This window comes from Solwaraspora sp. WMMD937 (assembly GCF_029581175.1).
In the GTDB taxonomy this organism is placed as follows: Bacteria; Actinomycetota; Actinomycetes; order Mycobacteriales; family Micromonosporaceae; genus Micromonospora_E.
The window spans coordinates 4,857,076-4,881,899 of sequence record NZ_CP120738.1 but is presented as its reverse complement, the minus strand read 5'-3'; the positions used below and the strand labels follow the sequence as shown (position 1 = coordinate 4,881,899).

Here is a 24,824-nt window from a genome sequence, read left to right as displayed (position 1 = left end):
GCGCACGCGGGGATGGTCCCACTCCGCCCCCGGCCGCGCCAGCACCGGGAGCCTGCTCCCCCGCGCACGCGGGGGTGGTCCCGGGGCAGCGTTGCTGCTGACCTGGACGGCGCGGGGATGGCGGCGGCGGGTCGTCGTCGGGCTGCTTCCCGCGCACATGGGATGGCCTTCGCGCGTACCAAGGTAGGGCTCTGTTGGAAGCGCGCTGCTCCCCGCACATGGGGTGGCCCAGAGGACGGCTGGGACCGGTTGAGGACAATTCAGGGGGACCCCTGGCCGATCAGGTACGTGAGGCGTGCGGTGAGTTGAGAATCTAGCGTTTGCTTCGTTTGGTGGCCACGAGTAGAGCGGCGACGACTGCGGCGGTGCCGCCGACGCACAGCAGGCCGGCGATCAGCAGTACGGCGAAATGCCAAGGCTTCAACGCGTGCATGGCAAGTCACCGTACCGGGTCGGGACGACTGTGGATGTACCGCGCCGAAGCCGAGCGGTGTGCCGACCCATGGCGTTCCGTTCTATAAAGCCCACTCGGCTGGGCGGGACGTCCGAGGTCGCGTGGTCCACATACCATCGACGTATGCTCTCCGAGGAATCCGTCGTTACCGTGCCCGCGGATGCCGGTCCGGGGCCGGTGGCCGGCACCGACGTGGTCCTTCTGCCGCAGGGGTTCGACCACGGCACACCGGTCTACCCGGCGCACACGACCCAGTTGGTCGACCAGTTGACCGCGCAGGGGGTCACCGCGCGTACCTGGCATCCGGCGGCGGAGTTCGAGATCGTGTCCACCCGGGGCCCGGTTGCCGACACGTTGCTGCAGATCGCGGTCGGCATCGCGTCGTCGGCCGGCTGGTACGCGATCCAGTCGCTGCTGCGCAGCCGCTCCGGCCCGCTGCGGGTGATCGCCGTGTTCGAGCAGGACGGTCAGCGGCGGCGGGCGGAACTGGCCGGTGACGCGGACGACGTGGTCCGTGCGCTGGAGACATTGGACCCGTTCGGGCCGGGACGGCTCGATTGATCCGGGGCGGGTCGGCCCGGTGCAGGCGGAACGGCCGGCCCGATGTTGGACCCGAGTGACGTCGAGCGGCGTGTGCCGTCCCCGCAGGGGGCGGAGCGTCGCCGGATCATCGCCGAGGTAGCCGGTCTGCTCGAGGAGTCGGACGTGGTCCGGGATCCGAGCAGCCGCCAGGTGCTGCTGCGGCTGGTCGAGGAGGCGTTCGGCGGGCCGCTGCGGCTGCGTGACCTGGCGGTGTTACGGCCGCAGTTGGTGGACCTGGTGACGGCCTGCATCGACCGTACCGGCGGGCTGCGGCTGCTCGCCGAGTGTCTCGACCTACTGGAGCCGGCCGGCGCGCGGACCCTGACGCTGCTCCAGCTGTCCGACGAGTGGCAGGTGTTCGAGCAGTTCGCCGATCACGATCTGGGTTGGCTGCGGGGTGACCTGTCCGAGTTGCGGGTGACGGCGCGGTGGCGTCGGTTCGTGGTCGAGTGCCGGCAGGAGCCGCCGCCGGAGCACTGCACCTCGCTGTGGCATCTGTTCGCCTATCTGGCGGTGGCGCCGTCGAGTGCCGGTGTGGCGGGCGACGGGACGGGGTTTGGCGGGGTGCCGCACTGGTTGCGGCTGCTCGGTCGGCTCGACGACAGTGTGCCGGCCGAGGCGCGGCAGCGGCTGCGCCAGCTGATTCGGGCCCTGGCCGATGAGTGGGACGTGCCGGAGGACGCCCTCGTCGGGGTGGGTGGGACCCGCTTCGGCCGGTCGCCCGTCGCGGCGGTCGCCACCGCCGCCCCCGCCGCCGCCGCTGCCGTGGCGGACGGTGCCGTCGGCCCCGCGACGGCTTACCTGGTCATCCAGTTCGAGAAGTACGGCGGTGACGACGACACGTTCATCATGTCCCACTGGTATCAGTGGGCGTCGCCAACCTGGGCACCCGTGCGGGGTGAGCATCGCCGAGTGCGCTACGGCGACCTGGAGGCTGCGGTCGACGAGGTGCTGTCGGAGACGGAGCGGCGCTGGGCGCACCAGGCGGGGCCGGTGACGATCGAGATCGTCCTGCCGTGGCAGTTGCTCAACGAGCCGGTCGACACCTGGCGCAAGGAACTTCGGTCGCCGGTGCCGAGCCCGTTGGTGGTGGAGTATCCACTGGTGATCCGCTCGTTGGAGCGGCTGCGTTCCCCCGAGTGGCATCGGCGGTGGCGGGTGCGCTGGCGTGGCGTTGCTGCGGACGGCGGGTCTTCTCGGATATTCTGCGCCGCGCCTGATCAGGTCGACGCCCAACTGGAGGCGTTGCTGACGGGTGACGAGGCGGCGGTCGTTCTGGTGTTGAGCGATTCTCCGTTGCCGGACAGCGCGGCCGAGCGGCAACTGCTTGTCGGCGTACGGTCCGGTGTCCCAGCCATCGTCTGGCACCGCGATCCGGTGTTGGCCGTTGAGCTGTGCCGGGTGCTGCGATCGATGGTCGAGTCGGCGAATGGGTTCGCCGGGGGGATGGCGCAGCTGCCCATGCATGTCGCAAAGTTGAGGAAGTCGGCCTGGGGTGAGGATCCGTCTGCTTCGGGCCGGCACGTCGGGCACGGCTTTGTGATCTTGTGGGACGATCCGCTGCGGCAGCCCGGACAGCCTGGCTCAGCCGGCGACGACTTGGGAGAGGCCCGCGAATGAGCGGAGACGGTCACCGGGGGACGGTCGGCGGCACCATCCGCCCCGGTGGTGCTCCATGATGGATTCGTTGTCGTCGCGTGGGTCGGCCTTTGCGGTCCGTCCGACCCTGCCCGAGCCGGCCCGGCAGTTGGAGATCGCCGGTCGTCGTGAGGTCCTCGTCGTCATCGACGACGATCCGGTGATGGAGTTCTGGTCCGACGAGTTCGCCGACTTCCTGGCGATGCTGCGCGAGCAGGAGTGCTTCGCCTCGGTGTCGGTCCGGTCCGTGGTGGTCGCCGACGGCGCGGTGCGCTGGCGTGACGCCCCGCACGCCCCGCTGACCGTGCCGTCGGGTGACGGCGGGCCGCCGGTGGTCTTCCTGGTGACGCACGGCCGGTCGCCGGCCTGGACCACCGGGCTGATCTTCCCGGTGCTGGTCGGCTGGGCGGCGTTGGCGGCGTTGGCCGTGGTCAACGTGCTGCCGCAGCAGCACTGGTACGACCGGGGAATGGACACCGCCGACGTGCTGTGGACCCCGGCCAGCGCCCGGCTACCGACCGCCGAGCGTCCATGGCGGACCAGCGTGCCGGACCCGTGGTCGGCGGCGGAGCCCGGCGGGCCGGAGCGGACCGCGGTGCCGGTGATCGAGCGCGGCGGCGACTGGCTGTCGCGGTGGGCTCGGCTGCTGGCCGGGGCGACAGCCGGCACAGTGCGGATGCCGGCGCTGCTGGTGAGTTTGTCGGATCGGGTTGCGGGATCGGGGCGGGTACCGCGTTGGTCGCGGTCGACGCTGCGGGCGAGCGAGCTGGTCGCCCGGTTCCGGGCCAAGGCGTCGCCCCGGGCGTTCGCGTTGGCGACCCGGCTCGCCGCCGCTCCGCTGACCTCGCGGATCATCCGGGCGGTGCAGCGGACCGCCGGGCGGCTCGACCCGGCGCATCTCACCGAGGTGCTGACCAGTGACCTGATGCGGCCGGTCCGACACGGCGGTGGCACGTCCGGCGATGACACCCGGCTGCGGTACGAGTTCCGTCACGGGGTTCGTGACCAGTTGCTGGCGTCGAGCTACCGGGACCGTATCATCGAGGTGCAGTACACGGTGGAGAGTGAGCTTGGCCGGGACATCGAGGCGGTGCGGAACCTGACCCGTCGGGTCCGCAGCCCCCGCCAGGCCACGTACCCCCGGGTGACCCCGGCGTCCGAGCCGTTTCTGCGGGTCGAGCTGGCGGTGCACGTGGCCTTGGGCGGCCCGAACCTGGTCGCCGCCGAACGGCTCGGTTGGGCGTTGGGTTCGCCGGTCCGGGCCCGCAGATCCCGCAATCCGGCGACAAATTCGCAAGCGAGTCATACAGGTATGGAGCCGACGATGTCTGACATAATGGCGTCGCCGGGAGCGTCCTTCCCGTTCGGCGCCCGGCAGCAGACGCCCCACCCCGGACCCGACCCAGAAGGGAGTGCGGTGTCTCCGACCGGCAGTGTCGTCCCGCCGACCACCGCTGTCCTGCGCACCCAGCGACGCGACCAGCAGCCGGCCGTCGTCGGCAACCTGCCGCCGCGCAACGCCAACTTCACCGGCCGGCGGGCGCTGCTCGACACGCTGCACCAGCGGCTGCGCGCCGGCACCACCGCGGTGCTGCCCGAGGCGGTGCACGGTGCCGGCGGCGTCGGCAAGTCCCAACTGGTCGTCGAGTACGTCTACCAGCACCAGCAGGACTTCGACCTGATCTGGTGGATCTCCGCCGAGCGTCCGGCGCAGATCCAGTCCGCACTCGCCGAGCTCGCCAGCCGGCTCGACCTGCAGGTGCCGGCGACAGCGAACACCGCCGTGCCGGCGGTGCTCGACGCGCTGCGCATCGGACGCCCGTACGCCAACTGGCTGCTGGTGTTCGACAACGCCGAGGACCCCGACGACGTGGAACGGTTCTTTCCCCGGGGTGGGCCGGGCAGCATCGTGGTCACCTCGCGCGACCCCCGGTGGGGCCAGATCGCCAGCGGCCTGCCGGTCGACGTGTTCGACCGGCAGGAGAGCATCGAGCTGCTCCGCCGCCGTGGCCCGGACCTGCTGGTCAGCGACGCGGAGCGGCTCGCCGCCGCGCTGGGTGACCTGCCGCTGGCCATCGAGCAGGCAGCGGCCTGGCGCGCGGAGACGACGATGACCGCCGACGAGTACCTGCAGCTGCTGCACGACAGCCAACCCGACGTCGACGACGTGACCGAGGTGGAGCAGGACTACCCGCCGCTGGTCGCTGCCGCCTGGCACATCTCCCTCAACGGGCTGCGGGAGCGGGACCCGTCGGCGCTGCATCTGCTGCAGGTCTGCGCGTTCTTCGCGTCCGAGCCGATCGGTCGGTCGCTGCTGTCCAAGCCCCGGTTGCAGATCCACCCCGACCTGGATCCGCTGGTGCGCAGCCCGATCCGGCTCAAGCAGGCGATCCGGACCATCGGCCGGTTGTCGTTGGCCCGCATCGACCACCGGACCAACTCGTTGCAGATGCACCGGCTGGTCCAGCGGGTGCTGATCCACCAGATGAGCGAGCAGGACCGCAAGGACCTGCGGCACAGCGCCCACCTGCTGCTCGCCGGCAACGACCCGGACGAGCCGGACGACGCCGACCACTGGCCCCGCTACGCCGAGCTGTACCCGCACATCGTCGCGTCCGGCGCGGAGACCTGCCGTAACGAGCTGGTCCGGGACATGGTGCTCAACGAGGCGAAGTACCTGTGGCGTTGGGGCGACCACATCGGTGCCCGCGACCTCGCCCAGCGGGCGTACCGGTCGTGGATCGACCGGGGTGACGACACCGACCCGGACAGTCTGCGGATGGCGACCTGGCTCGGGTTCATGTACTTCGTCGTCGGCGACTACGCCGCCGCCGCGAAGTTGAACGCCCGGACGTTGCAGCTGTACCGGCAGACGGTCGGCGACACCGAGGAGGAGACGCTCGACGCGCTCGGTGCGGTCGCCGCCGACCATCGCGTCGCCGGTGACTTCGACGGGGCGTTGGAGCGGTCGATCACCGTCTACGAGCAGTCCAAGCGCAACTTCGGTGACGAGGAGCCGTTCACGCTGCGGGCCGCGCACAACCTCGCGGTCAGCATGCGGCTGTCCGGGCTGTTCGGTCGGGCGCTGCAGCTCGACGAGCAGACCTACGAACAGTTGGTGCACATCTACGGCACCGACCACCCGGTCAGCCTGAACACCCTCGGCGGTATCAACCTGGACCGGCGTGAGCTGGGTGACTACGTGACGGCACACGCCAGCCAGGAGAACCTGGTCGCCGACGCCCGCCGGGTGCTCAAGTACGACGACCATCCGGACCTGGTCCGGCAGAGTCACCAGCTGGCCGGCTTCCGGCGTAAGGCCGGCCAGCACCATGAGGCGCTGGACCTGTCCACCGATGCGCTGCGGCGGTTCCGCATCCGCTACGGCGACGACCACCCGGACAGTGTGCTGGCCAACCTGACCGTCTCGATCGACCTGCGGGTCACCGGCGACCTGCGGGCTGCGCGGCAGGCCGGTGAGGCCGCCGTGCAGGGTCTGCGGGCGCTCTACGGCGAGGACCACCCGCACACCGCGGGGGCGCAGGTCGACCTGGCGGTGACGTTGCGCCTGCTCGGTGAGCACGAGCAGGCCCGCGAGGTGGCCGATGAGGGCCTGCGCCGGCTCACTCAGCGGCTCGGGGGCAGCCACGCCCTGGTGTTCGCCGCCCGGGTCAACCTGGCCAGCGCCTTGTACGAACTTGGTGAGTACGAGGCGGCGCGGGCGCTCGACGCCGAGACGTTCGACAGCTGTACGGAGCAGCTCGGTCCGGGCCATCCGATCACGTTGGCCTGCGGGGTCAACCTCGCGATGGATCTGCGCGGGCTGGGCCAGGATTCCCAGGCGAGTCTGCTGTTCGACGACATCGTCGACCGGTTCCGGTCGACGTTCGGTGAGCTGCATCCGGCGACGGCGGCAGCGGCGGCCGGGGTGCGGGCCAACTGCGATATCGATCCGCTGCCGCTGTGACCTGCCCCGGCCGGGTTCGCTCCGGAGCTGCCAGGCCGGGCCCGGACTCAGCGGCGGGTCCGGTTCAGAAGCAGCCAGCCGGCCGGATCCGCCGGCCGGTGCGCGTCGGCGGGCAGTCCGGCACCGACCCAGGCCGCCAGCTCGACCGGATCGGGTACGTCGACCGGGGCGCCCCGGCGGGCGGCCTGCCGCAGCGTCTCCATCACCAGTTCCGGCCGGTGCAGCAGGGCCCGCGCCGCCGGATGCGTCGACCCGTCCGGCCAGGTCAGTCCCAGCCCGATCCAGCTGTGCGCCGCCGTTGTCCCGGCCGCCAGATCGGCTGCCAGCTGCCGCAGATAGCCGGCGCGGGCCTGGTCGGCGTCCCCGCCGACCAGTGCGACGTCGGCGGCGGTCGCGCCGGTGACCAGGCCGGTTACGGTGTCCGGGGCGGCGGTCAGTCGGTCGAAGCCGGCCGGGTCGGTCAGCCGGTGGCGGGTCAGCACCGCGCGGGCGTCGAACCAGGCCCGGTCGGGGCGGGTCAGCGTGGCCGGCCGGCCGTCCCGGGCGTCCGCCAGGCAGGCCGGCAACGGCCGTCGGCCGGCCCAGGCGGCGGCCAGCTCGGTCCGTGCGGCGGCGTCGAGCCGCAGGTTGTGCGCCCGCCACAGCGCCCGGTGGTCGACGGCCATCCGGTCGGCCAACCGTTGCGGGCCGGCCGGTACCTGCTCGGTCCCGAACGTGGCGACCGTGTCGTGCAGGATTTCGACGAACCGGGTGCCGTGCCCGGTCAGCCGGCCCGAGTCGAGCAGTGACCGCACCGCGTGCCGGGTCTGGCGACGCCAGAGCGCGAACTCGAAGTCGGCCAACGCGACCTGCCCGGCCGGGGCGTGCCGCCGGTGCACCCGCCAGAAGTCGGTGATCCCGGCGAACGCGTACACCCCCTGCAGCAGCCCGGCGACGGGGCGCGGGTCGTCGCGCCATGGTGCGTAGAACCGCCGGTCGGGATCGTCGTTCACCAGGGTCAGCAGATGGGCCAGCGCGCCCAGTTTGTGGTGCTGGATCTCGTGTACGAGCGTCATCGCCAGCTGGGTGGCGTCGTCCGGTTCGGACAGCAGGATGGTGCCGAAGGCTTCCGCGCCGGAGGCGGACAGTTGGCGGAACCGTTCCCGGGCCGGCAATGGCGCGACGGTCCGCAGGATCGCCGCGACCGTCCGGGCGCGCTGCGGCTGCTGCCGTACCAGCAGCTCCCAGGCCTGCTGGAGCTGGGCCTGCCAGCGGCGCACCTGGTCGGTGCTCAGCGGTGCCGGCGCTGCGGGTCCGCGCAGGTCCCGGTAGACGTCCCGATCGAGTAGTTCCACCCGCAGGTCGATCCCGCCAGCGGTGGCGACCAGCCGGACCGGCGGATGCCAGTGGGGGTCGCCGGGGCCGACCGGGTCGGTGTCGCCCGCGGTGACCGTGATCGTGCCGGCGGCTGCGACCACCTGTACCCGCTCGATCTGCGGGGGGAGTTCCACGGCGGCGACGGTGGGCAGCGCGAGGTGGCCGTGGCGGGCCGGGACCACCAGGTCGAAGCTGAGCCCGGCGCGGACCGCAGCGGCGGCGGCCAGCGAGTGCAGGTAGCCGACGTCGACCCAGAGCGGCGGGTCGCCGGACCCTGCCGAGGTGAGCCGGCGCAGGGTGTGCGCCACCCAGATGCCGACCTGCGGTTGGGCGACGACCTCCTCGGTGGCGTCCGGGTCGGCGCGGTCGGCACGGACCAGCAGTTGCCACGCGGTGTCGACACCGGGCAGCGGGCCGGCGGCGTCGGTGCGGCGCGCGACGGCGTCCACCAGTGCGCGCAGCGCGGTCAGCCGCCAGCTACGTTCGGAGCCGCGCAGGGCTGCTGCGGTCCGTTCGTCGCCGCCGGTGCTGGCCAGTTGCCGGAAGTCGTCGACGGCGATCGCGTGGGTGGGTGCCGCCGCCCGGCCCGTCAACCGATCCGGTCTTCCGCCCGGGGGTCAGCGGCGGTGGCCCGACTGGCGAACGATCCGCTGTAGCCGCTGATGCTGCCCTCGGCGTCGGCGATCCGCTGCCGTACCCGGACCATCGCGGCGGTCATGTCGGAGTCGTCGACGCCGCGCAGCGTCGCCACGTCCACCGTCGACAGATCGAGCATCTCGGACTCGATACCGGCCGGGGTGCTGTCCATCAGCGGTAGCCCTTCACGAAAGGTGACGGTCGATGTCCTCATCATCGCTTATCCCCGCACGGCAACGGAAGCGCCGGGGCGCATGCGTCACAGCGCCGGCGTCGACCGGCGGTAGCTACCCGGCGAGCCGCTGGACCGTCTCGGCGAGGTGGTCGACGGCAGCGTCGTCGCTGGTGAAGAAGCGTACGGCGGCGACGAGTTCGGACAGTCCGGTGGCGTGGTGCAGGCAGCCTCGGACGATGCTGACGGCGTCGATCCGGGTCGCCGGGTTGCGCCGGATCGAGGCGTACACCGACGGGGGCAGCAGAGACAGAATTTCCTCGCGGTCGTTCGGCCGGCGGAACTCCGCGATATCCAACAGCGCGTCCACCACCGCGCCGATCGCCGCCGTCGACGGCCGCACCGGCCTCTCGACGGGCTTGCGCGACCCGCCCGGGTCCGCCGCCAGCAGCAGACCTTCGTCGCCGGACGCGTCGCGGTACCACAGGTAGGTGGGGGTCTGCCCGGTCAGACCGTCGGCCCGTAGCGTGGTGAACCGGGCCCGCAGCCGCTCCGCGAGCCGTTGCGGGTCGGCCAGCGCCGTGAGGCCGTCGGCGTCCATCAACCGCAGCAGCTCCCGGCTGAACAGTCCGGTCCGCTGCCGGTCCAGGTTGGCGGCGGGCTGACCGACGGCGGCGGCGAACAGCACGTCCTGGCTGCGTCCGGCGACCGGGTCGCCGCTCGGGAAGGTCTCGTGCCCGTCGATCCGGCGCGGCCGGGCCGGGCCGTGCGTCTGGCAGACATCGACCAGCCACAGCTGCCGGTTCAGCACCGCGACGAGGTCCGAGGCGTACGTCGCCAGCAGCGAGTCCAGGTCGAGGTTGACGGCGTCGGCGTCGGTGGCGTCGGCGTAGTACAGCCGGCGTCGCCGACGCGGGTCGACGAAGCCGTGGCCGCCCCAGTAGACGTACAGTTCCCGCGCGGAGCTGGCAGGCAGCTCGCGCAGCAGCAGTTGGCGGACGGTGGCGCGGTCGGCGGGTCGCCGCCGTACCCCAGCCGGCAGGTCGTCGGCCGGGGGTGCCGGGTCGGTGAGCAGGTCCACGTTTCCGGTGGGTACGCCGTGGGCGACGAAGAACCGTGCGATCCGCACGGCGTCGTCGACCGGTCCGGTCAGGGTCCAGTCGTCGCCGGTTTGGTAGGCGCCGACGCCGACGGCGACCACGCGGACGTCGGGGCGCTGCGGCCCGGTCGTGGTCACCGTCGTCCGACGGTACGGGTCGCCGACCCGGCTTGCGTCGTCTGGTCACCGGCTCCGGCTCCGGCTCCGAGGCCCAGGCCGAGGTCCGTTCCTAGGCCTGGGGCAGGGCTGAAACCGGGGCCCGGGTTGTAGCCGGGGCCGGGGCCGGCTGGCTGGACTCCCGCCAACAGATCGCCGGTGGTGTGGGCCCGCACGTCGTCGGGGGCCGCGTCACCGGCGAAGCGGGTGACGACGGCCCGGACGTGTCGTTCGGCGACGTCGGCGAGCCCGTCGTAGACGGCGGCGAAGACCTCCCGGGCGGGATCCCGTAGCCAGTTGGCCGGCAGCAGCTCGACCGGCAGCTGCGGATCGAGGGTGGGGAACCGCCGGAAGGTGTCCATCACCTCGGTACGGGCCCGTACCGCCGCCGGTCCGCCGACCTGACCGGAGCGCACCTGGGGCAGCAGCGCCTGCCACCGGTCGACGAAGTCGCCGTACTGTCCGGCGATGGCCTCGACGTCCCAGGCGTCGAGCGGGTCGCGACCGGTAGTGGCGCCCAGGTCGGCCTGCCGGCCGCGGAAGACCGAGATGGTCCCGGGAGTGAGCTGGGCGAGATGGCGCATCGCGGGCCCGGGCAGCGTGCGGGGGGAGATCCACAACCCGTCGTACAGCGGTGCGAACCCCAGCCACCGGAGCTGGCCGCGCAGCGCCCGCCGTTGCGCGCTGTGCTCCTGCGGCAAGGTGAACGCGACCAGGGTCCACTGGCCGTCCCACGGCCGGGCCGTCGCGGTGGCGGTGAGGATCCAGTGTCCGCCGATCGCCAGGCTGGCGGCGGCGGCGTGGGCGAGCCGGTACGAGCTGTGCCGACCGCGTCGACTGCCTTCGAGTACCCCTCGGCGGGCGAGCCGGCTGATGGCGGTCCGGGCACCTGCGGGGGTGACGCCGGATTCGGCGAGCAGCGCGACGATGGCGGCCGACGGCAGCCAGGCGCGGGTCCGCAGAGTGTAGTCGGCCAGCAGGGTCACCGCGAGGCCCTGCGGCGAGTTGCCGGTCTGCCGTCGGGGCAGCCGCACCGGCCGGCCCGCCTCCTCCGGATAGATCTCCTCGATGCTGAACAGGCTCGTCACGGGCACTCCGGCGTGGCTCGGGGGCAGCGGTACCGACTGTAGACGGCGTGATCTCCGGTTGGCGCAGGTGATCTGGGTTCCTGGCAACGACCCGAAATTGCGATCGAGCTGTATCGATTGACACTTGTCTGTCCGGCGGGAACACTAAGTGCCACACGTTGCCGTGCGAAGGCCGGGCGGGGCAGGGCCGGACGTCCTGCCGGCCGGCACACGACAGGGGACAGCACACGACAGGAAGGAGTCAGGTGCATGAGGGTCAGACGAAAACTGCTGCTCGGCATGGCGATGTCGCTGGTCGCCGCCGGCCTGGTCGTCCCGGCGCTCCGGCCGGCGTACGCGGCGTCGTTGGTCCAGGTGACCAACTTCGGTAACAACCCGGGCGGGATGCAGATGCACGTCTACGTGCCGGACAGCCGTCCGGCGAACCCGGCGATCGTCGTGGCGATGCACGGCTGCGGCGGATCAGGGCCCGGCTTCTACTCCGGCAGTGAGTTCGCCTCACTGTCCGACCGGTACGGCTTCATCGTGATCTACCCGACCGCCACCCAGCAGGCCGGCTTCGGCAACTGCTTCGACGTCTGGTCCGAGGCGGCGAAGCGGCGGGGCGGCGGCAGCGACCCGGTGTCGATCATGTCGATGGTCCAGTACGCCCAGCAGCAGTACGGTGGCGACCCCAACCGGGTGTACGCCACCGGCAGTTCGTCCGGCGGCATGATGACCAATCACATGCTGGCCGTCTACCCGGACGTGTTCAAGGCCGGGTCGGCCTTCATGGGAGTTCCGTACAACTGCTTCGCCAACGCGGCGGACTATCCGCCGTGGAGCAGCCAGTGCACCGGTGGCAACATGAACCGAACACCGCAGCAGTGGGGTGACGCCGTCCGTCAGGCGTACCCGGGTTACTCCGGCCCACGGCCACGGGCGCAGCTGTGGCACGGCACCGCCGACACCCTGGTGCCGTACTCGTTGCTGCAGGAGGCGGTCGACCAGTGGACCAACGTGTTCGGGCTCAGCCAGACCCCGACCCGTACCGACACCCCACGGTCCGGCTGGAACCGCCGCCAGTTCGCTGACAGCTCCGGCACCGTCCAGGTCGAGGCGTACAGCATCCAGGGCGCCGGCCACAGCCTGCCGAGCGGCGGCATGGCCGCCGTTGCCATCGAGTTCTTCGGATTGACCTCGACCCCACCGCCGACGACCGCACCGCCACCGACCACCGCACCGCCACCGACCACCGCACCGCCACCGACCACCGCACCGCCACCGACCACCGCACCGCCACCCACGACCGCACCGCCACCGACGACGGCTCCACCGCCGACGACGGCTCCACCACCCGCCGGTGCCTGCCGGGTCGCGGCCACCATCAACGCCTGGAACAACGGGCTGACCGGGAACTTCCGGATCACCAACACCGGTTCCAGCGCCGTCAACGGCTGGTCGCTGGTCTTCACCCTGCCCGGTGGGCAGACCATCACCGGGGGCTGGAACGCCAGCTACTCACCGAGTTCGGGGCAGGTGACGGCCCGCAACATGTCCTACAACGCCAGTATCCCGGTCAACGGCTCGGTGGACATCGGCTTCCAGGCCACCCATACCGGCAACGCCGGGGCGCCGAGCTCGTTCACCCTCAACGGTGCCGCCTGCACGGTCAGCTGACCAGCGGTTCCAACGCCGGTCCGGACAGGCTGGAACACCGGTCCGGACCGGCGGACAGGGAGAGTCCCCGGGGCACCACCGTTCGGTGGTGCCCCGGGGACTCTGTCCCGCAGTAGTCGTCGACGTCGACCTCGACGTCCGGCGGGTTCGGTCTACTCGTAGTGGTAGGGCCAGTAGATGTACCGGCCGCTGACCCGCTTCCTGCCGGCCAGTCGGGCGGCCAGGTGGCGCAGTGTCCGCATGGCTACCTCCTCGCTCGATCGAGGTGAGTGATTCTCATGACCATTGCACACCGGTTGCCTTTACGCAACGGAATGTGATCACGACTTTCCGTCGACAAAACGGGCCAGCAGGCCGGCCGGTGCGAGCCGGCCGGCGAACCGCAGCCGGATGGCGGCGGCGTTCGACGACTCCACCGAACCGCGCTGGGCCAGCCGGGAGACGGTGAGGGTGAGCTGGCGCATGGTCAACGCCGTACCGATGCAGACCCGGGGCCCGGCGCCGAAGGGCAGGAACGCCGCCCCCGGTGCCGGCCGACCGGCGGCCCACCGGCCGGGGTCGAACTCGTCGGGCCGCTGCCACCACCGTGGATCCCGGTGGATGAGGTAGGCGCCGATCAGCACCTCGTCGCCGGGTCGCAGCGTCCACGGACCCAACCCGGTGGTCGTACGGGCGGTCCGCGTCATCAGCCACGCCGGCGGATACAGCCGCAGCGCCTCGTTGACCACGGCCTCGGCCAGCGGTAGCCGGGCCGCCGGCGGCGGGTCGCCGGACCCGGCCGGCCCGCCCGCCTCCGCCCGCAGCGCGGCGACAAGCTCCGGTCGGCCGGCGAGTTCCCAGACCAGCGAGGTCAGCGCGGCGGCCGGCACGCCGTGTCCGCCGAGCAGGACCGGGCGCAGCGTCGACACGACCGCCCGGTCCGGCATGGCCGGCCGGGCGGCCAGCAGCACGTCCAGCAGATCCGGTGTGGACGTGCCGGCCTTGCTGGACGTGCCGGCCCGACGGCGTCGCACCACCGACAGCAGGGCGTCGGTGAACGCGCGGTGCGCGCGGAAGAACCGACGGTTGCGGCGCACCGGCAGCCAGGCCGCGAACCCGTACTTCGCGGTCTCGAACGGCGCGGTGGCGGCGACGCCCTCGGCGAGCAGCTCCGGAAACCCTGTGGCGTCCACGCCAAAGCAATAATCGGCGATCGTCGCGGCGGCGTACCGTCGCATCATCGCCAGCACGTCGGTCTCCCGGCCGGCGGCCGCGTCGAGGGCCGCGTCGAAGATCTCGACGGTACGCCCGTCGAAGGCGGCGCTCGCCTGTCGGTCGAGACCGGCCCACGCGGCCCGACGCGCCGGCATCCAGGCCTCGGCCCGCTCGGCGGCCCGGTCGAGGTCGGGCCGGGCGTCGAACGGGGCCAGTTCGGGCAGGAACGCGTTGCCCGGCCGGGTGAGCACGTCGTTGGTCAGCTCCGGGTCGATCACGAACACGGTGCGGTCGTCGAAGGTGAAGACATCGCCGTACTCGCGGTGATTGCGCTGGATGAAGCCGATCCGGTCGGCCTCGTAGGCCGGGGTGTTGCCGGTGAGCCAGTGCCCGCGCGGCCCCGGTGGTCGGTCGCCCTGCTGCAGTGGTGCCATCTGCGGCTCCTAACCGAGTGCAGGACCCCGCTGCCGAGGTCCTGCCTTTGCTCCCGGTGTCCGACGGGCTCTACGCCTGGTGGTAGTACCACCAGTCGTACCGGCCGCTGATCCGCCTCTTGCCCACCAGTCGGGCTGCCATGTGCCGCAACGTCCGCATGTCCACCTCCTCGATCGGATTAGGTGAATGCTCTTCTTGATCGTGTCACCTGAGGACGCCGTACACAACGCCGTCCCGGCGGAACTGTCTGTCCGACAGGAATGTGGCAGAGTCTGACGAGGAGGGTCCGATGGATCTGGCGGTGTCACGCGACGTCGACCGGCGAATGGCGGCAGCCCGGGAATGGGACGACACCGTCGCCCAGGTCCGCAGACTGCCCGGCTTCGAGGACTTCCTGCTGCCGCCCCGGTTGTCCACCTTGCTGCCGGCGACCGGCAGCGGACCGGTCGCGGTGATCAACGTCAGCCGGTGGCGGTGCGACGCGCTGATCGTCGAACCCACCGGTGTACGGGTGGTCGAGCTGCCCCGGCTCACCGCACAGACCGTGGCCGAGCGGGCGGACGCCTACCTGACCAGCCTCGGCGTCGCCGAACGCGCCGCCCGGGAGTTCGACACCGTGCCGGCGCCGGCCGACGACGACACCCTTGCCGACGTGCTCGGATGGCTCTGGGACGACGTGGCCGGACCGGTGCTCGACGCGCTCGGCCTGGCCGACACACCACCGGCCGGCACGCCGTGGCCGCGGATGTGGTGGTGCCCGACCGGGCCGCTGGCGCTGCTGCCGCTGCGCGCCGCCGGCCGCTGCGGCAGGCCCATCCGGCGTTGGCCGACCGGTTGGCGGCGGCCGGCGCCGGCTTGGACGTGACCGGCTCGGGCTTGGCCGTGGCCGGCGGCCGGGGTGGGCGGTGATCATCCCACCCCGGCCGTCCGGACCGGACGTCCTCAGTGGTGGTGCAGCGGCCGGGTGACTGCGGCGAAGGCGTCGACGATGCCGTGGCCGTAGAAGCCGTTGAAGCCGGCACCGCCGTCGCAGTAGGCGTCCCATTCGGGGGACCGGCCCTCGTTGGCGTAGGAGACCAGGCGCGGCTCGGGGCAGGCCGTGTCGGCCGCGGTCCGGTACAGGTGCCGTTCCACCTTGTCCGGGTCCAGGGTCAACCCGCCCCGGCGGCCGTCGCGCTTGCCGTACCGGCTGACGATCAGCGCGGCCACCCCGGAGACGTGCGGTGACGCCATCGAGGTGCCCTGCAGGTAGGTGTAGTAGCCGCACACCCCGGCCGACGTGCATTCCTTGAACACGTACGACTCGGCGTCCGGCACGATGTTGCCGTCGGCGTCGACCACACCCTCCTCCTGCAGCACGTGCAGCGGGTACGACGACAGGATGGTGTTGTCGTAGGTCCGGTGGGTCGGCGTGCCGTAGCCGTCGCGGAACCAGCCGCCGGGCGCGGCGACCGAGATTTCCTCGGTGCCGTAGTTGGAGTAGTCCGCCTTGGCCTTTGACGGGCCGAGCGCCGACACACCGATCACGTGCGCGCCTTCGACCGGCAGGTCCCAGCAGGTGTCGTTGTCGATGGTGCGCAGCCGGGGGGTGCCGCCGTAGTTGGGGCTGGACGAGTCCGGGCGGGGGTCGCCCAGGTCCTCGTGGTTGTTGCCGAGCGAGCCGACCAGGGTGACGCCCCGCTTGTGCGCGTACCGCAGTGCCCGGTTGACCGCCTCGATGGTGGCCCGCTGCGACGCCTGCTCCTCGGCGGAGTCGGCCGGGTTGTCCAGGCAGTTGTACAGCCACGGGTCGATGTAGAACGACATGTTGACCACGTCGATGCCGGCGTCACCGGCGTAGACCAGGGCGTTGACCACCGAGTCGAGGAAGAAGTAGCCGGAGTCCTGGCCGCCCTTGAGCGCCACCAGCGTCACGTTGGGGGCGACGCCGGACAGGCCGAAGCGGTTCGCGGCGGCGCCGATGGTCCCGGCGACGTGGGTGCCGTGGCCGCTGTCGTCCCGGTCAACCGGGTCCAGGCAGGACTCCACCTCACACGGGCCGTCGATGTCGGGGATGTCGGGGGCGAAGTTGCGCGACAGCGAGTAGCTGAAGTTGGGCTTGAGGTCCGGGTGCTGCCCGTCGACGCCGGTGTCCAGGATGCCGACGGTGACCCGCCGGTCGCCCGGCTCGACCCGGCGTGACTTGTCCGCCCGCATCATCGGCAGGCCCCACAGCTTGTCGTCCAGCGGGTCCATCCGGGTGCCGCGCCGCCCGGCCGCCCCGGCGGATGCCGCGCCGGCGATGCGGTGCTCCTGCTCCACCGCGTCGAAGCGCTGGCGTGGCGCGTACCCGATGGCCCGCCTCTCCGCGGCGCCGAGCAGCGCGGGAGCGGCGGCGACCTTGGCGGCGAACTCGGCGTCGTCGGTGACGACCTGGTACATGCCCACGTCGGCGGTGCTGCCGGTGACGGTGCCGCCGGCGGCCTCGATGGCCGCTGTCGCCTCGGCGGTGCCGGTGCCGGCCTCGGCGACCACCGTGTACTCGGTGACGTCGCCCGAGGCGCCGGGGGCGGCGCCGGCCGGTCCGGCCGGTACGGTGCCCAGCAGGGCCAGGGTCGTCGCGGTAGCGACGGCACCGGCGGTGAAGCGTCTGCTCACCACATCATCCCTTCTTAGAATGTGCACGGACAAACCGTGATCGGCGCCACCGGGGGGCGGTGGCGCTGGGGGTAATCTACCGCCGCCTCCGGTGCCGGAGGGTCCACTGCGGTCTGCGATTCGCCGGGTTCAGTGCGTCTTGCCGAGTCGCCAGTAGCCGGTGAAGCTGATCCGGCGCTTCGGGACACCGATTTCCACCAGGTGACGGCGGGCCCCGGCGGGCAGGGCCTGTTCGCCGGCGAGGTAGGCGGACACCGTGGTCGGACTGTCGGTCGTCCAGGCCTGCACCGCGGCGAGCGCGAGGCTGCCCGGCCGGGCCTCGGCCGGGCGGGGCAACCAACGGACCTCGAACCCGGCGGGCGCGTCGACCGGCTGGGTGTCAGCGGGGTCGGGGATCTCGACCATGGCCAGACCGGTGGCGTCGCGTGGTAGATCCCGCAGGATGCCGACGATCGCCGGCAGCGCGGTCTCGTCGCCGGCCAGCAGGTGGAACGTGGTGTCGGGGGCGAATTCGTAGCCGCGGCCCTGGTCGAGCAGAGCGACGGTGTCACCGGCCCTGGTGCGTTGCACCCACCGGCTGGCGACTCCTTCGTCGCCGTGTACGACGAAGTCGATGTCGAGTTCGCGGGCCTGCGGCCGGAACGCGCGGACCGTGTAGTTGCGCAGGTGTGGGCGGGTCGCCGACGGGATCCGCAGGTACTTCAGGTAGCCGATGGTGTCGGCCCGGTTGGGCAGGTCGAAGGTGGTCTCACCGTGTTCCTGCGGCAGGAAGAGTCGGAACCAGTGGTCGAAGCCGTGGTGGGGCAGGCGCTGCAACTGGTCGCCGCCGAGGGTGACCCGGATGAAGTTCGGGCTGATCCGTTCGGTGCCGACGACGTTCACCACACACAGCGTGGTGTGCTTCTTGGCGTCCTTGAAGCTCATCGCTCTCCATAAGGTCGCGCGGGAGCGCGCCCGGCCGAGCGACAGCGGCCGGTGCGGCTGGCGTGGCCACGGACTCCCGGAGTGGTCAGGTTTGCCTTACCTTAGTTGGTGGTGCTGGCGTCCGGAAGGCCGACCCGCAGCGAGTGTCGGGGCACCGTGTTCCGCCGGGTGGCGAACTGCGGGCCGCCCACCCACCGGGTGGACGGCCCGCACCACGCCGAAGCGCGTCGGTCACTGGGTGAGCTCGGCGACCTCCTCGGCGGTCAACCGGCCCCGCGACGGCGTCGCCGCCGTGGACCGGGCGGCGCTGGCCGCCCCGGCCGGTGCCGGGTCGGCCGCCGGTGGGTCGGCCGGTCGCCGCCAGTGCCAGTCGGTGACCGCCTGGTACGCGGCGGCCACCGACAGCAGACGGTCCTCGGCGTACGGCTGCCCGCCGAGGATGGTGCCGATCGGCACCCCGCCACCGGAGAAGCCGATCGGGAACGCGATCTCCGGCAGCCCGACGATGTCGAACGGCACCGGGCTGGTCTGCACCACCACGTCGCAGCTGCTGAAGATCTGGTCCAGGATCCGGTCCAGCAGCAGCAGCTTGGCGCGCTGGCCGGTGACCCAGCCGTTGGCGCCCAGCAGCGCACCCTGCAGCCAACTGGTCACCGACACCCCGAAGCCACGCAGGTCGGTGCGCAGGTACGGCATGAACGGCTCGCTGCGCTCCGGCAGCCGTACGTTGTTGAACGCGCCTCCGGTAAGCAGGCTCCACTCGTCGGGCAACGGCACCTCGACCAGCTCGCACTCCGGGATGGCGGCCATCTCGGCGAGGAACGCGCGGCGGGCGGCCGCCGTCTCCGAGCTGCCGTCGGCGTAGCCGGGCAGCACCCCGATCCGGGTCTTCCACCGCATCCGGAGGTTGTCGCCGTCGTAGCGGGGCGTCGCCGCGTTGATCAGGTTCGGCACCGGCGGCAGGCCCTGGCTGCGCGGGTCGGCCGGGTCCGGCCCGGCCATCGCCATCAGCATGATCGCCGCGTCCTTGGCATCGCGGGCGAGCGGGCCGGGGTGGTCGCGGGTGTAGGTGAGCGGGACGATCCCGGCCAGCGACACCCGGCCCATCGTCGGTTTGATGCCGGTGAGGTTCTGGGCGTTGGACGGCGAGGTGATCGAGCCACCGGTCTGGGTGCCGATCCCCGAGCTGGCCAGCCGGCCGGCGACGGCGGTCGCGGTGCCGGTCGACGATCCGCCCGGGTTGGTCGACGGGTTCGTCGGCGTCCAGGCGTTGACGGTGGTGACCTGACCATTGGGCAGGGTCGCCCGGGTGGTGGCCAGCGGACCCATCTGGGTCTTGCCGAGCACGATGCCGCCCTGCACGACCAGCTTGGCGACCGAGGTGGCGTCGTACGGTGGGACGAAGTCCTGGAACAGGTACGAGTTCGCGGTGGTGGGCACGCCCTCGGTGAAGTAGTTGTCCTTGATGGCCAGCGGGATGCCGTGCAGCGGCCCCCGGTGCGGTCGGTTGGCCCACTGCCGGGCGGCCTTGACCGCCGCCTCCGCGAGCACCACGTTGAACGCCTGGTACGTCGACTCGTACGCGGTGATCCGGTCCAGATATGCCTGCACCAGCTCGACCGGCACGATCTTGTTGTGCCGGATCATCCAGGCGGCTTCCGAGATGGTCCATTCGGTCGGGTCGGACATGGCCGACTCGCGCGGTTTGTTGTACGCGGCCCCCCGGTCCAGCTCCGGGTTGAATTTCACGGCCGGGGCGCTGGTGCCGCTCGGCGCGGCCGAGGCGAGCCCGGCCAGGCCGGGCAGCGCCACGGTGCCGACGGTGGCGGTGGCGGCCAGCGCGGCGGTGCGGGCCAGGAACGCGCGGCGGTCGAGGAGCCGGTCGAGCGGCAGTTGTACGTCTGTGGATGAGTCTGTCATGGCGTCCTCTGTTGTCATCGGGGCTTGTGCCATTCGGTGCTGATCGACGGGTAGAGGACCGGTGCGGGCTGCTGGGACAGCGCCATGGCGGTCGCCGGGTCGGCGGCGTCCGGGGTCGGCATCTGGTACGCGGCGAGGGTCGGCACCGTACTGCGCATGAAGGACCGCAGCGAGGCGAGCACCGAGTCGCGGCCGGGAGAGCCGGTGACCGGGTCGGCGGTGGTGCCGGCCGGCAGCTGGTCGAGGTCGATGCCGAGCGAGGCGAGTTGGGCGACGATGAACGTGTTCAACTCGTCGTCGGTCGGAGGGGTGGGGGCCATGGAACCTCCTGGCGGTGAAGCGGTGGCCACAATCTCCGGCCGGTTGATGTCGGCACCGTGACGCAGCTGTCACGTGATCATGAATCCGTGCAGCTCAGGCCAGGTTGGCAGGTCATTGGGTCGGCAGTGGGACGGATTGCCAGCCGATTCCGTCGACGGTGACCGAGCCGGGCGCGCCGGGCTGCCCGGCGCAGACCCACAGCCGCCCCGGCAGGGCACCGAGCTCGCCGTACGGGCCGGCGGTGCCGGCCGTGAAGGTCGTGCCGTCGTCGTCGCTGGTCCACGTCGGCGCCGTGTGCCGGCCGATGCCGCCCACCAGCAGCCGGCCGTCGTCGCCGACGGTGAGCGCGCTCTGGCCCAGCCGGGGCAGCGGGGCGGCCAGGTCCTGCCAGCTGCGTGCACCGTCGGTGGTACGCCACAGCACCGGCCGGGCGGCCGACGAGCCGGTCCCGCCCGCGTCGATCGGGTCGAACAGGACGAACGCCTGCCGGGCGTCGCGGGCCGCGAGGCCGGCGACCAGGGCGCCGGCCGGTCCGGCGGTGGTCCGCCAGCTGGCGCCCCGGTCGGTGCTGACCGCGATCACGGTGCCCGGCCCGGTTCCGGCCTGCCCGGCGGTCCAGATCGCCCCGTCCGCGGCCACGTACACCCGCCCGCCGACCGTGGGCGGGTCGGCCAGCCGGTACACCGTGCCGTCGACCGGGTCGACCGCGACCGGCGGGCGCAGGTCGGCGCAGGGGGTCAGACAGTCGACCGGCTGCGCTCCGGGTGGGAACGCGGTGACGGTGCGGGTCGTCGCGGTGGCGTCCCGCCAGGTCCGGCCGGCGTCGGTGGACACGTGATCGGTGACGCCGACGCCGACCAGGAAGACGTCCGGGGTGAGGCTGAACGCCACCGCCCGGGAAACCGGGTGGCCGGCCGCGTCGTGCAGGCAGTCCGCCGTGGTGTCCGGTCCGTTCAGCGGCAGCCACGTCGATCCGGCGTCGTCACTGCGGGTGAACCGGAACCGGCAGTCGTCGCCGGGGCCGTCGACACCCACCACGGTCCGGTCGTCCCACACGGTGATCCGCAGCGGGCCGGACGGCACAGGGCTGTCGGACCGGTGGCGGCCCACCGTGGCGGCCAGGCCCGGCGCGACCAGCGCCACCAGCAGCAGGCCGAGCGCGGCGGCGACGATCATGGTCCGCCGTCGGCGTCGGGCCCGCGCCCGGAGCCGGTCCAGCGCCGGCTGGATCACCGCTTCGCTGATTCGCTCCCGGTCGAAGGTGGTCAGCCGCAGGTCAGGCATGGCTGCTCCGGGTGTGACTGGTCGACGTGTCGACGAGCAGGCCGGCGAGGGCCGTCCGGCCCCGGGATAGTCGGGACTTGACGGTGCCTTCAGTCACGCCGAGCGCGTCGGCGACCTCGGCGACCGGCAGGTCGGCCAGGTAGTGCAGGGCGATCGCGTGTCGTTGCCCGGCCGGCAGTTGGCGTAGCGCCCGCATCAGCGCGACGTGCTCGGCCGAGCTGTCGGCGATCAGCCGTTCGGTGTCGACCGGGGCGGCCAGCCGGGGCAGCAGCCGGGCGAGAACGGCCCGGCGGCGGTGCCGGCTGCGGGCGACGTTGACCGCCACCCGGCGTAGCCACGCCTCCGGGTTGTCCAACTCCGCGAAGCGGTGCGGAGCGAGCAGGGCGCGGACGAACGCCTCCTGCACTGTCTCCTGTGCCTCGCCCAGGTCGCCGGTGACGGCGTACAGCTGCACGACGAGCCGCCGGTAGCTGCCGGCGTACACCTGGCCGATGACGTCGTCAGGGCGCGCCGGGCCGCCGCCGTCGGCGTCCGGCGGGGATTCTCCCATGCAGTGCCCGACTCCCCGGCGGTCCGGAAGGTTCCATCGGTCGCCCGGTGGGCGGTCAGCCGGTGTCGCCGCTCGAGGTCGCCGGTGCCGGATGGCAGCCGGGCGGGTCCTCCGGCTGCGCCCGGCCGCAGTAGAAGACCTCCTGCGGTTCCCGGTCGACCTGCGGCACGCTGGCCACGTACATCAGCGACAGTCGCTTCTCCACCGGCTCGCCGGTGTCGGCCGAGAACCGGGTCGGCCCGGTCACCCCCGGGTACGCCGCCGCGGCATTCTGGCGCAGTACCTCGGTGAAGACCGCGACCGGGCTGACCGCCCGCGCGTCCCACGGCCGGGAGCCGACGTTCAGCCGGGCCGCGAGCTGCTCCACCGCCGCGATCAGCATCATCGTCGCGTCGTAGGCCAGCGCCACCCGTTCGCCGACCGGCGGACCGGAGCCGTCCACGCACCGCCGCTCGCCGAGCAGGTCGTCGCGGCGGATCAGGTCGAGGAACCGGCGGCGTGACTCGTCGGCGACCGCGTCGGCCACCAGCCTGGTGCACATCGCCAACGCGGCCTTCGACACGTACGTCACCGGCAGGTTGCCCGGTGCGTTCGCCCGCAGCTGGTGATTGGCCAGGTACCGGTTGACCGAGTCGTCGGCCACCAGGTGCAGCGGGGGATCGTTCCGGCAGCCCCGCAGCGCCTCCAGGAACTCGTCGAACTCCGAGTACCGGCCGGCGAAGAAGAGCAAACCGGGGTAGCCGCATTCGTGTCCGAGCGAGTCGCCCACCCGGAACGGCCGCGCGGTGGCCTGCTCACCGAGCCGGTCGGTCAGGCCGGTGACCAGCGTGTTGACGTACAGGTCGTCGGCGAGTGGGCTGTTGTCGCCGGTGGTGTAGTAGATGCGTGCCTCGGACAGGTCGAGCACCCGGGTGGCGTACGCCGACACCAGCTCGGCCTGGTCGGCGTTGGGCGGGACCATCTGCAGGTACAGCCGCGAGTTGCGGTGCAGCCCGTCGGCGGACAGCGTCGGAGCGACCGCCGGCAGCCCCACCTCGTTGAGTCGCCGCAGCGCCCGTGCCGTGGTGGTGCGGCTCTCCACCAGGCCGACCACGCCGACCACCGTCGGATCCCGGCGGGCCAGCCCGGCCAGCAGTTCCACCGTCCGCTCCGCGTGTCGCATCTGCTTGCCACCGTTGGCCACCACGATGCGCAGCAGCGCCTGGCCGTCGGTGCTCGCCGACGCCTTCATCCGGGCGTACTGGGCAACCGCCATCCCTTCCAGCTCTTCGCGTTCGGAGACGTAGGAGACCTCCCGGGGACCGGTCCGCTGGCCGGTCATGATGCCCAGATAGACCAGCGTCATCAGCGGGCGTCGGCGCTGGCTGCTCCGCCAGACCTGCATGACCTCCTCGTTCTGCCGGAAGATGCGGTCCTGTACCCCGCGCAGCGCCTCCTGGCCCGGGTCGTGGTTGAACACGTATGCCAGATTGTCGCTGTAGCCGATGCACTCCCCGTCGATCAGTCGCAGCGAGATCTCGCCCTGCCCCGGGTGCGGCAGACAACCGGGACCCCACCGCCCGCCGGCCCAGAACAGCCCACCGGCGAGCAGGGCCAGGACCACGGCGGCGGCGACGGTACGCCGGGCCCACCACGGTGGCGCCGGCGGTGCCAGATCGGTGGCGGTCGGGTGTCCGTACCGGTCGTCGGGGTCGGCGGTCGCCGCCAGCGGCAGCATCCATGCGTCGGCGCGGCGCAGCCGCCGCTGCTCCGGCAGGGCCTCGCGCCATTCGTCGAGTCCGATGTCCACCTCGGTCAGCCGGATCGGGGTCGCGGCACCGGGTACCGGGGTGTAGCCCTCGGCCGCGGTGGCCAGGACGAGCAGGGGGTCCCACCGGCCGGTCTCGTTGCGGACATCGTTGACCAGCCGCAGCAGGGCGTGCCCGGCGTTGTCCGGGGCGACGTCGCGCAGCAGCAGCACCGGGTAGGCGGTGCGCTGCCAGCCGTTCGGTGACCAGACGCGGCGCAGATGTCCGGCGCGCAGGTCCTCCAGGAAGGCGTGCACCAGCAGCTTGCGCACCTGCTCGGGCTGTTCCCCGGTACGCAGGTCGGTGGTGAGTCGCTCGGCGAAGCCGATGAAGGTGCCGCTCTGTCGTGGCGCGAGGTACTGCTGGCGCATGAACCAGCGGTACCGGCCGCCGACCACCGGAAGCCGCCCGGACAAAGCGGCCCGGAAGACCACGTCCGGGACCGCCCGCAGGACCAGCCAGAGCAGCAGGCGGTACGCGGTGGCGAACATGGTCTCGGCGTCCGAGGCGCCGCTGAGGTTCTCGGTGGCGGGCCGGCGGCGCCAGTCGCGCAGCATCTGGGTGAGCCGGGCCCGGCGTTCGGAGACCTCGACGTCGGCCAGCTGCTGGTCCATCAGCCAACGGGCCAGCGGATAGTGGCGGAAGGTGAACGGCTCACCGCCGAACGCGTCGAGCGCGAGCTGGTGGTGCATCGCGTCGAGCAGCGGGCGGATCCCGGCTGCGTCTGGGAACTCGGCGGCGTCGACGTCGACATGCGGCACTCGGCGGCGGGCCGGCCGGCGCAGCCGGCGCAGCACCCCGGCGTGCACCTCGGACCCGGCGGCGCCAACGGCCACGACGACCGGCAGATCGTGCTCGCCGCGCCGGGGCCGGCGCAGCAGCCGGCCGACGAGGGTCAGCAACTCGGCCACGCCCCGGGAGACGAGCCGGTCACGTGCCCGGTCAGCACCGGCCTCCATGGTCAC

The 24,824-nt window shown here is 72.2% G+C and carries 17 protein-coding genes and 1 CRISPR repeat array (1 of these 18 running past the window's edge); of the genes, 5 read left to right on the top strand and 12 right to left on the bottom strand.

The genetic code is table 11. The features are described 5' to 3' along the window. Positions 1-77: direct repeats of the CRISPR family, unit length 24 nt (it extends 1,838 nt beyond the left edge of the window). A gap of 500 nt (positions 78-577) precedes the next feature. From O7621_RS21735 to fxsT, 3 genes are read left to right on the top strand one after another with little or no spacing between them, the layout of a single operon-like run. Further along, positions 578-1,015 carry a hypothetical protein gene (locus tag O7621_RS21735; RefSeq protein ID WP_281555115.1) on the top strand — a complete coding sequence of 146 codons (438 nt, stop codon included), beginning with the start codon at positions 578-580 and terminating at the stop codon, positions 1,013-1,015. Positions 1,016-1,057: 42 nt separating this feature from the next. After that, positions 1,058-2,656, top strand: coding sequence for a hypothetical protein (locus tag O7621_RS21730; RefSeq protein WP_282230962.1), 1,599 nt, complete (start codon positions 1,058-1,060; stop codon positions 2,654-2,656). 55 nt (positions 2,657-2,711) lie between these two features. After that, positions 2,712-6,641 (top strand): FxSxx-COOH system tetratricopeptide repeat protein, encoded by a 3,930-nt coding sequence (gene fxsT / locus O7621_RS21725; protein ID WP_282230961.1) that lies wholly within the window; start codon positions 2,712-2,714, stop codon positions 6,639-6,641. A 47-nt stretch (positions 6,642-6,688) separates the two neighbouring features. On the opposite strand, the gene O7621_RS21720 is transcribed toward fxsT, so the two are convergent. From O7621_RS21720 to O7621_RS21705, 4 genes are all read right to left on the bottom strand, one after another. Further along, positions 6,689-8,590 (bottom strand): HEXXH motif domain-containing protein, encoded by a 1,902-nt coding sequence (locus O7621_RS21720; RefSeq protein ID WP_282230960.1) that lies wholly within the window; start codon positions 8,588-8,590, stop codon positions 6,689-6,691. Then, entirely contained in the window at positions 8,587-8,847 is a 261-nt protein-coding gene (locus O7621_RS21715; RefSeq protein ID WP_282230959.1) for a hypothetical protein, read from the bottom strand. Before O7621_RS21715 ends, O7621_RS21720 begins: the two co-directional genes overlap by 4 nt. A gap of 73 nt (positions 8,848-8,920) precedes the next feature. Next, entirely contained in the window at positions 8,921-10,042 is a 1,122-nt protein-coding gene (locus tag O7621_RS21710) for a hypothetical protein (protein ID WP_282230958.1), read from the bottom strand. Further along, the gene (locus O7621_RS21705) at positions 10,039-11,148 is read right to left on the bottom strand and encodes a PaaX family transcriptional regulator C-terminal domain-containing protein (protein ID WP_282230957.1); all 1,110 of its coding nucleotides are present in this window, start codon (positions 11,146-11,148) and stop codon (positions 10,039-10,041) included. The genes O7621_RS21710 and O7621_RS21705 overlap by 4 nt, the downstream gene beginning before the upstream one ends. A gap of 249 nt (positions 11,149-11,397) precedes the next feature. Between O7621_RS21705 and O7621_RS21700 the strand changes: the two genes are divergently transcribed. Next, complete coding sequence (locus O7621_RS21700) at positions 11,398-12,807, top strand: PHB depolymerase family esterase (RefSeq protein WP_282230956.1); 1,410 nt, start codon at positions 11,398-11,400, stop codon at positions 12,805-12,807. A 320-nt stretch (positions 12,808-13,127) separates the two neighbouring features. Here O7621_RS21700 and O7621_RS21695 read toward each other — a convergent pair whose 3' ends face one another. Beyond that, the gene (locus tag O7621_RS21695; protein ID WP_282230955.1) at positions 13,128-14,435 is read right to left on the bottom strand and encodes a cytochrome P450; all 1,308 of its coding nucleotides are present in this window, start codon (positions 14,433-14,435) and stop codon (positions 13,128-13,130) included. Positions 14,436-14,725: 290 nt separating this feature from the next. Here O7621_RS21695 and O7621_RS21690 point away from each other — a divergent pair, with 290 nt between their 5' ends. Then, a complete protein-coding gene (locus O7621_RS21690) occupies positions 14,726-15,301 on the top strand; it encodes a hypothetical protein (protein WP_282230954.1) in 576 nt (191 codons plus the stop codon). Between the two features lie 77 nt (positions 15,302-15,378). Here the strand turns inward: O7621_RS21690 and O7621_RS21685 are convergent, their stop codons facing one another. The 7 genes from O7621_RS21685 to O7621_RS21655 all read right to left on the bottom strand — a co-directional run bounded on the left by O7621_RS21685 (position 15,379) and on the right by O7621_RS21655 (position 24,818). Continuing rightward, positions 15,379-17,073, bottom strand: a complete 1,695-nt coding sequence (locus O7621_RS21685; RefSeq protein ID WP_282230953.1) for a S8 family serine peptidase — start codon at positions 17,071-17,073, stop codon at positions 15,379-15,381. A gap of 129 nt (positions 17,074-17,202) precedes the next feature. Further along, the gene (locus O7621_RS21680) at positions 17,203-17,997 is read right to left on the bottom strand and encodes a siderophore-interacting protein (RefSeq protein ID WP_282230952.1); all 795 of its coding nucleotides are present in this window, start codon (positions 17,995-17,997) and stop codon (positions 17,203-17,205) included. A 231-nt stretch (positions 17,998-18,228) separates the two neighbouring features. Further along, positions 18,229-19,917 carry an amidase gene (locus tag O7621_RS21675; RefSeq protein WP_282230951.1) on the bottom strand — a complete coding sequence of 563 codons (1,689 nt, stop codon included), beginning with the start codon at positions 19,915-19,917 and terminating at the stop codon, positions 18,229-18,231. A gap of 14 nt (positions 19,918-19,931) precedes the next feature. Beyond that, the gene (locus O7621_RS21670; protein ID WP_282230950.1) at positions 19,932-20,237 is read right to left on the bottom strand and encodes a hypothetical protein; all 306 of its coding nucleotides are present in this window, start codon (positions 20,235-20,237) and stop codon (positions 19,932-19,934) included. A gap of 112 nt (positions 20,238-20,349) precedes the next feature. Next, the gene (locus O7621_RS21665) at positions 20,350-21,522 is read right to left on the bottom strand and encodes a hypothetical protein (protein WP_282230949.1); all 1,173 of its coding nucleotides are present in this window, start codon (positions 21,520-21,522) and stop codon (positions 20,350-20,352) included. Further along, on the bottom strand, positions 21,515-22,072 hold the full coding sequence (locus O7621_RS21660) for a SigE family RNA polymerase sigma factor (RefSeq protein ID WP_281555096.1): 558 nt from the start codon (positions 22,070-22,072) through the stop codon (positions 21,515-21,517). The genes O7621_RS21665 and O7621_RS21660 overlap by 8 nt, the downstream gene beginning before the upstream one ends. 55 nt (positions 22,073-22,127) lie before the next feature. Continuing rightward, positions 22,128-24,818: a hypothetical protein gene (locus O7621_RS21655; protein ID WP_282234679.1), complete on the bottom strand. Its 2,691-nt coding sequence runs from the start codon at positions 24,816-24,818 to the stop codon at positions 22,128-22,130. Positions 24,819-24,824: the final 6 nt, after the last annotated feature.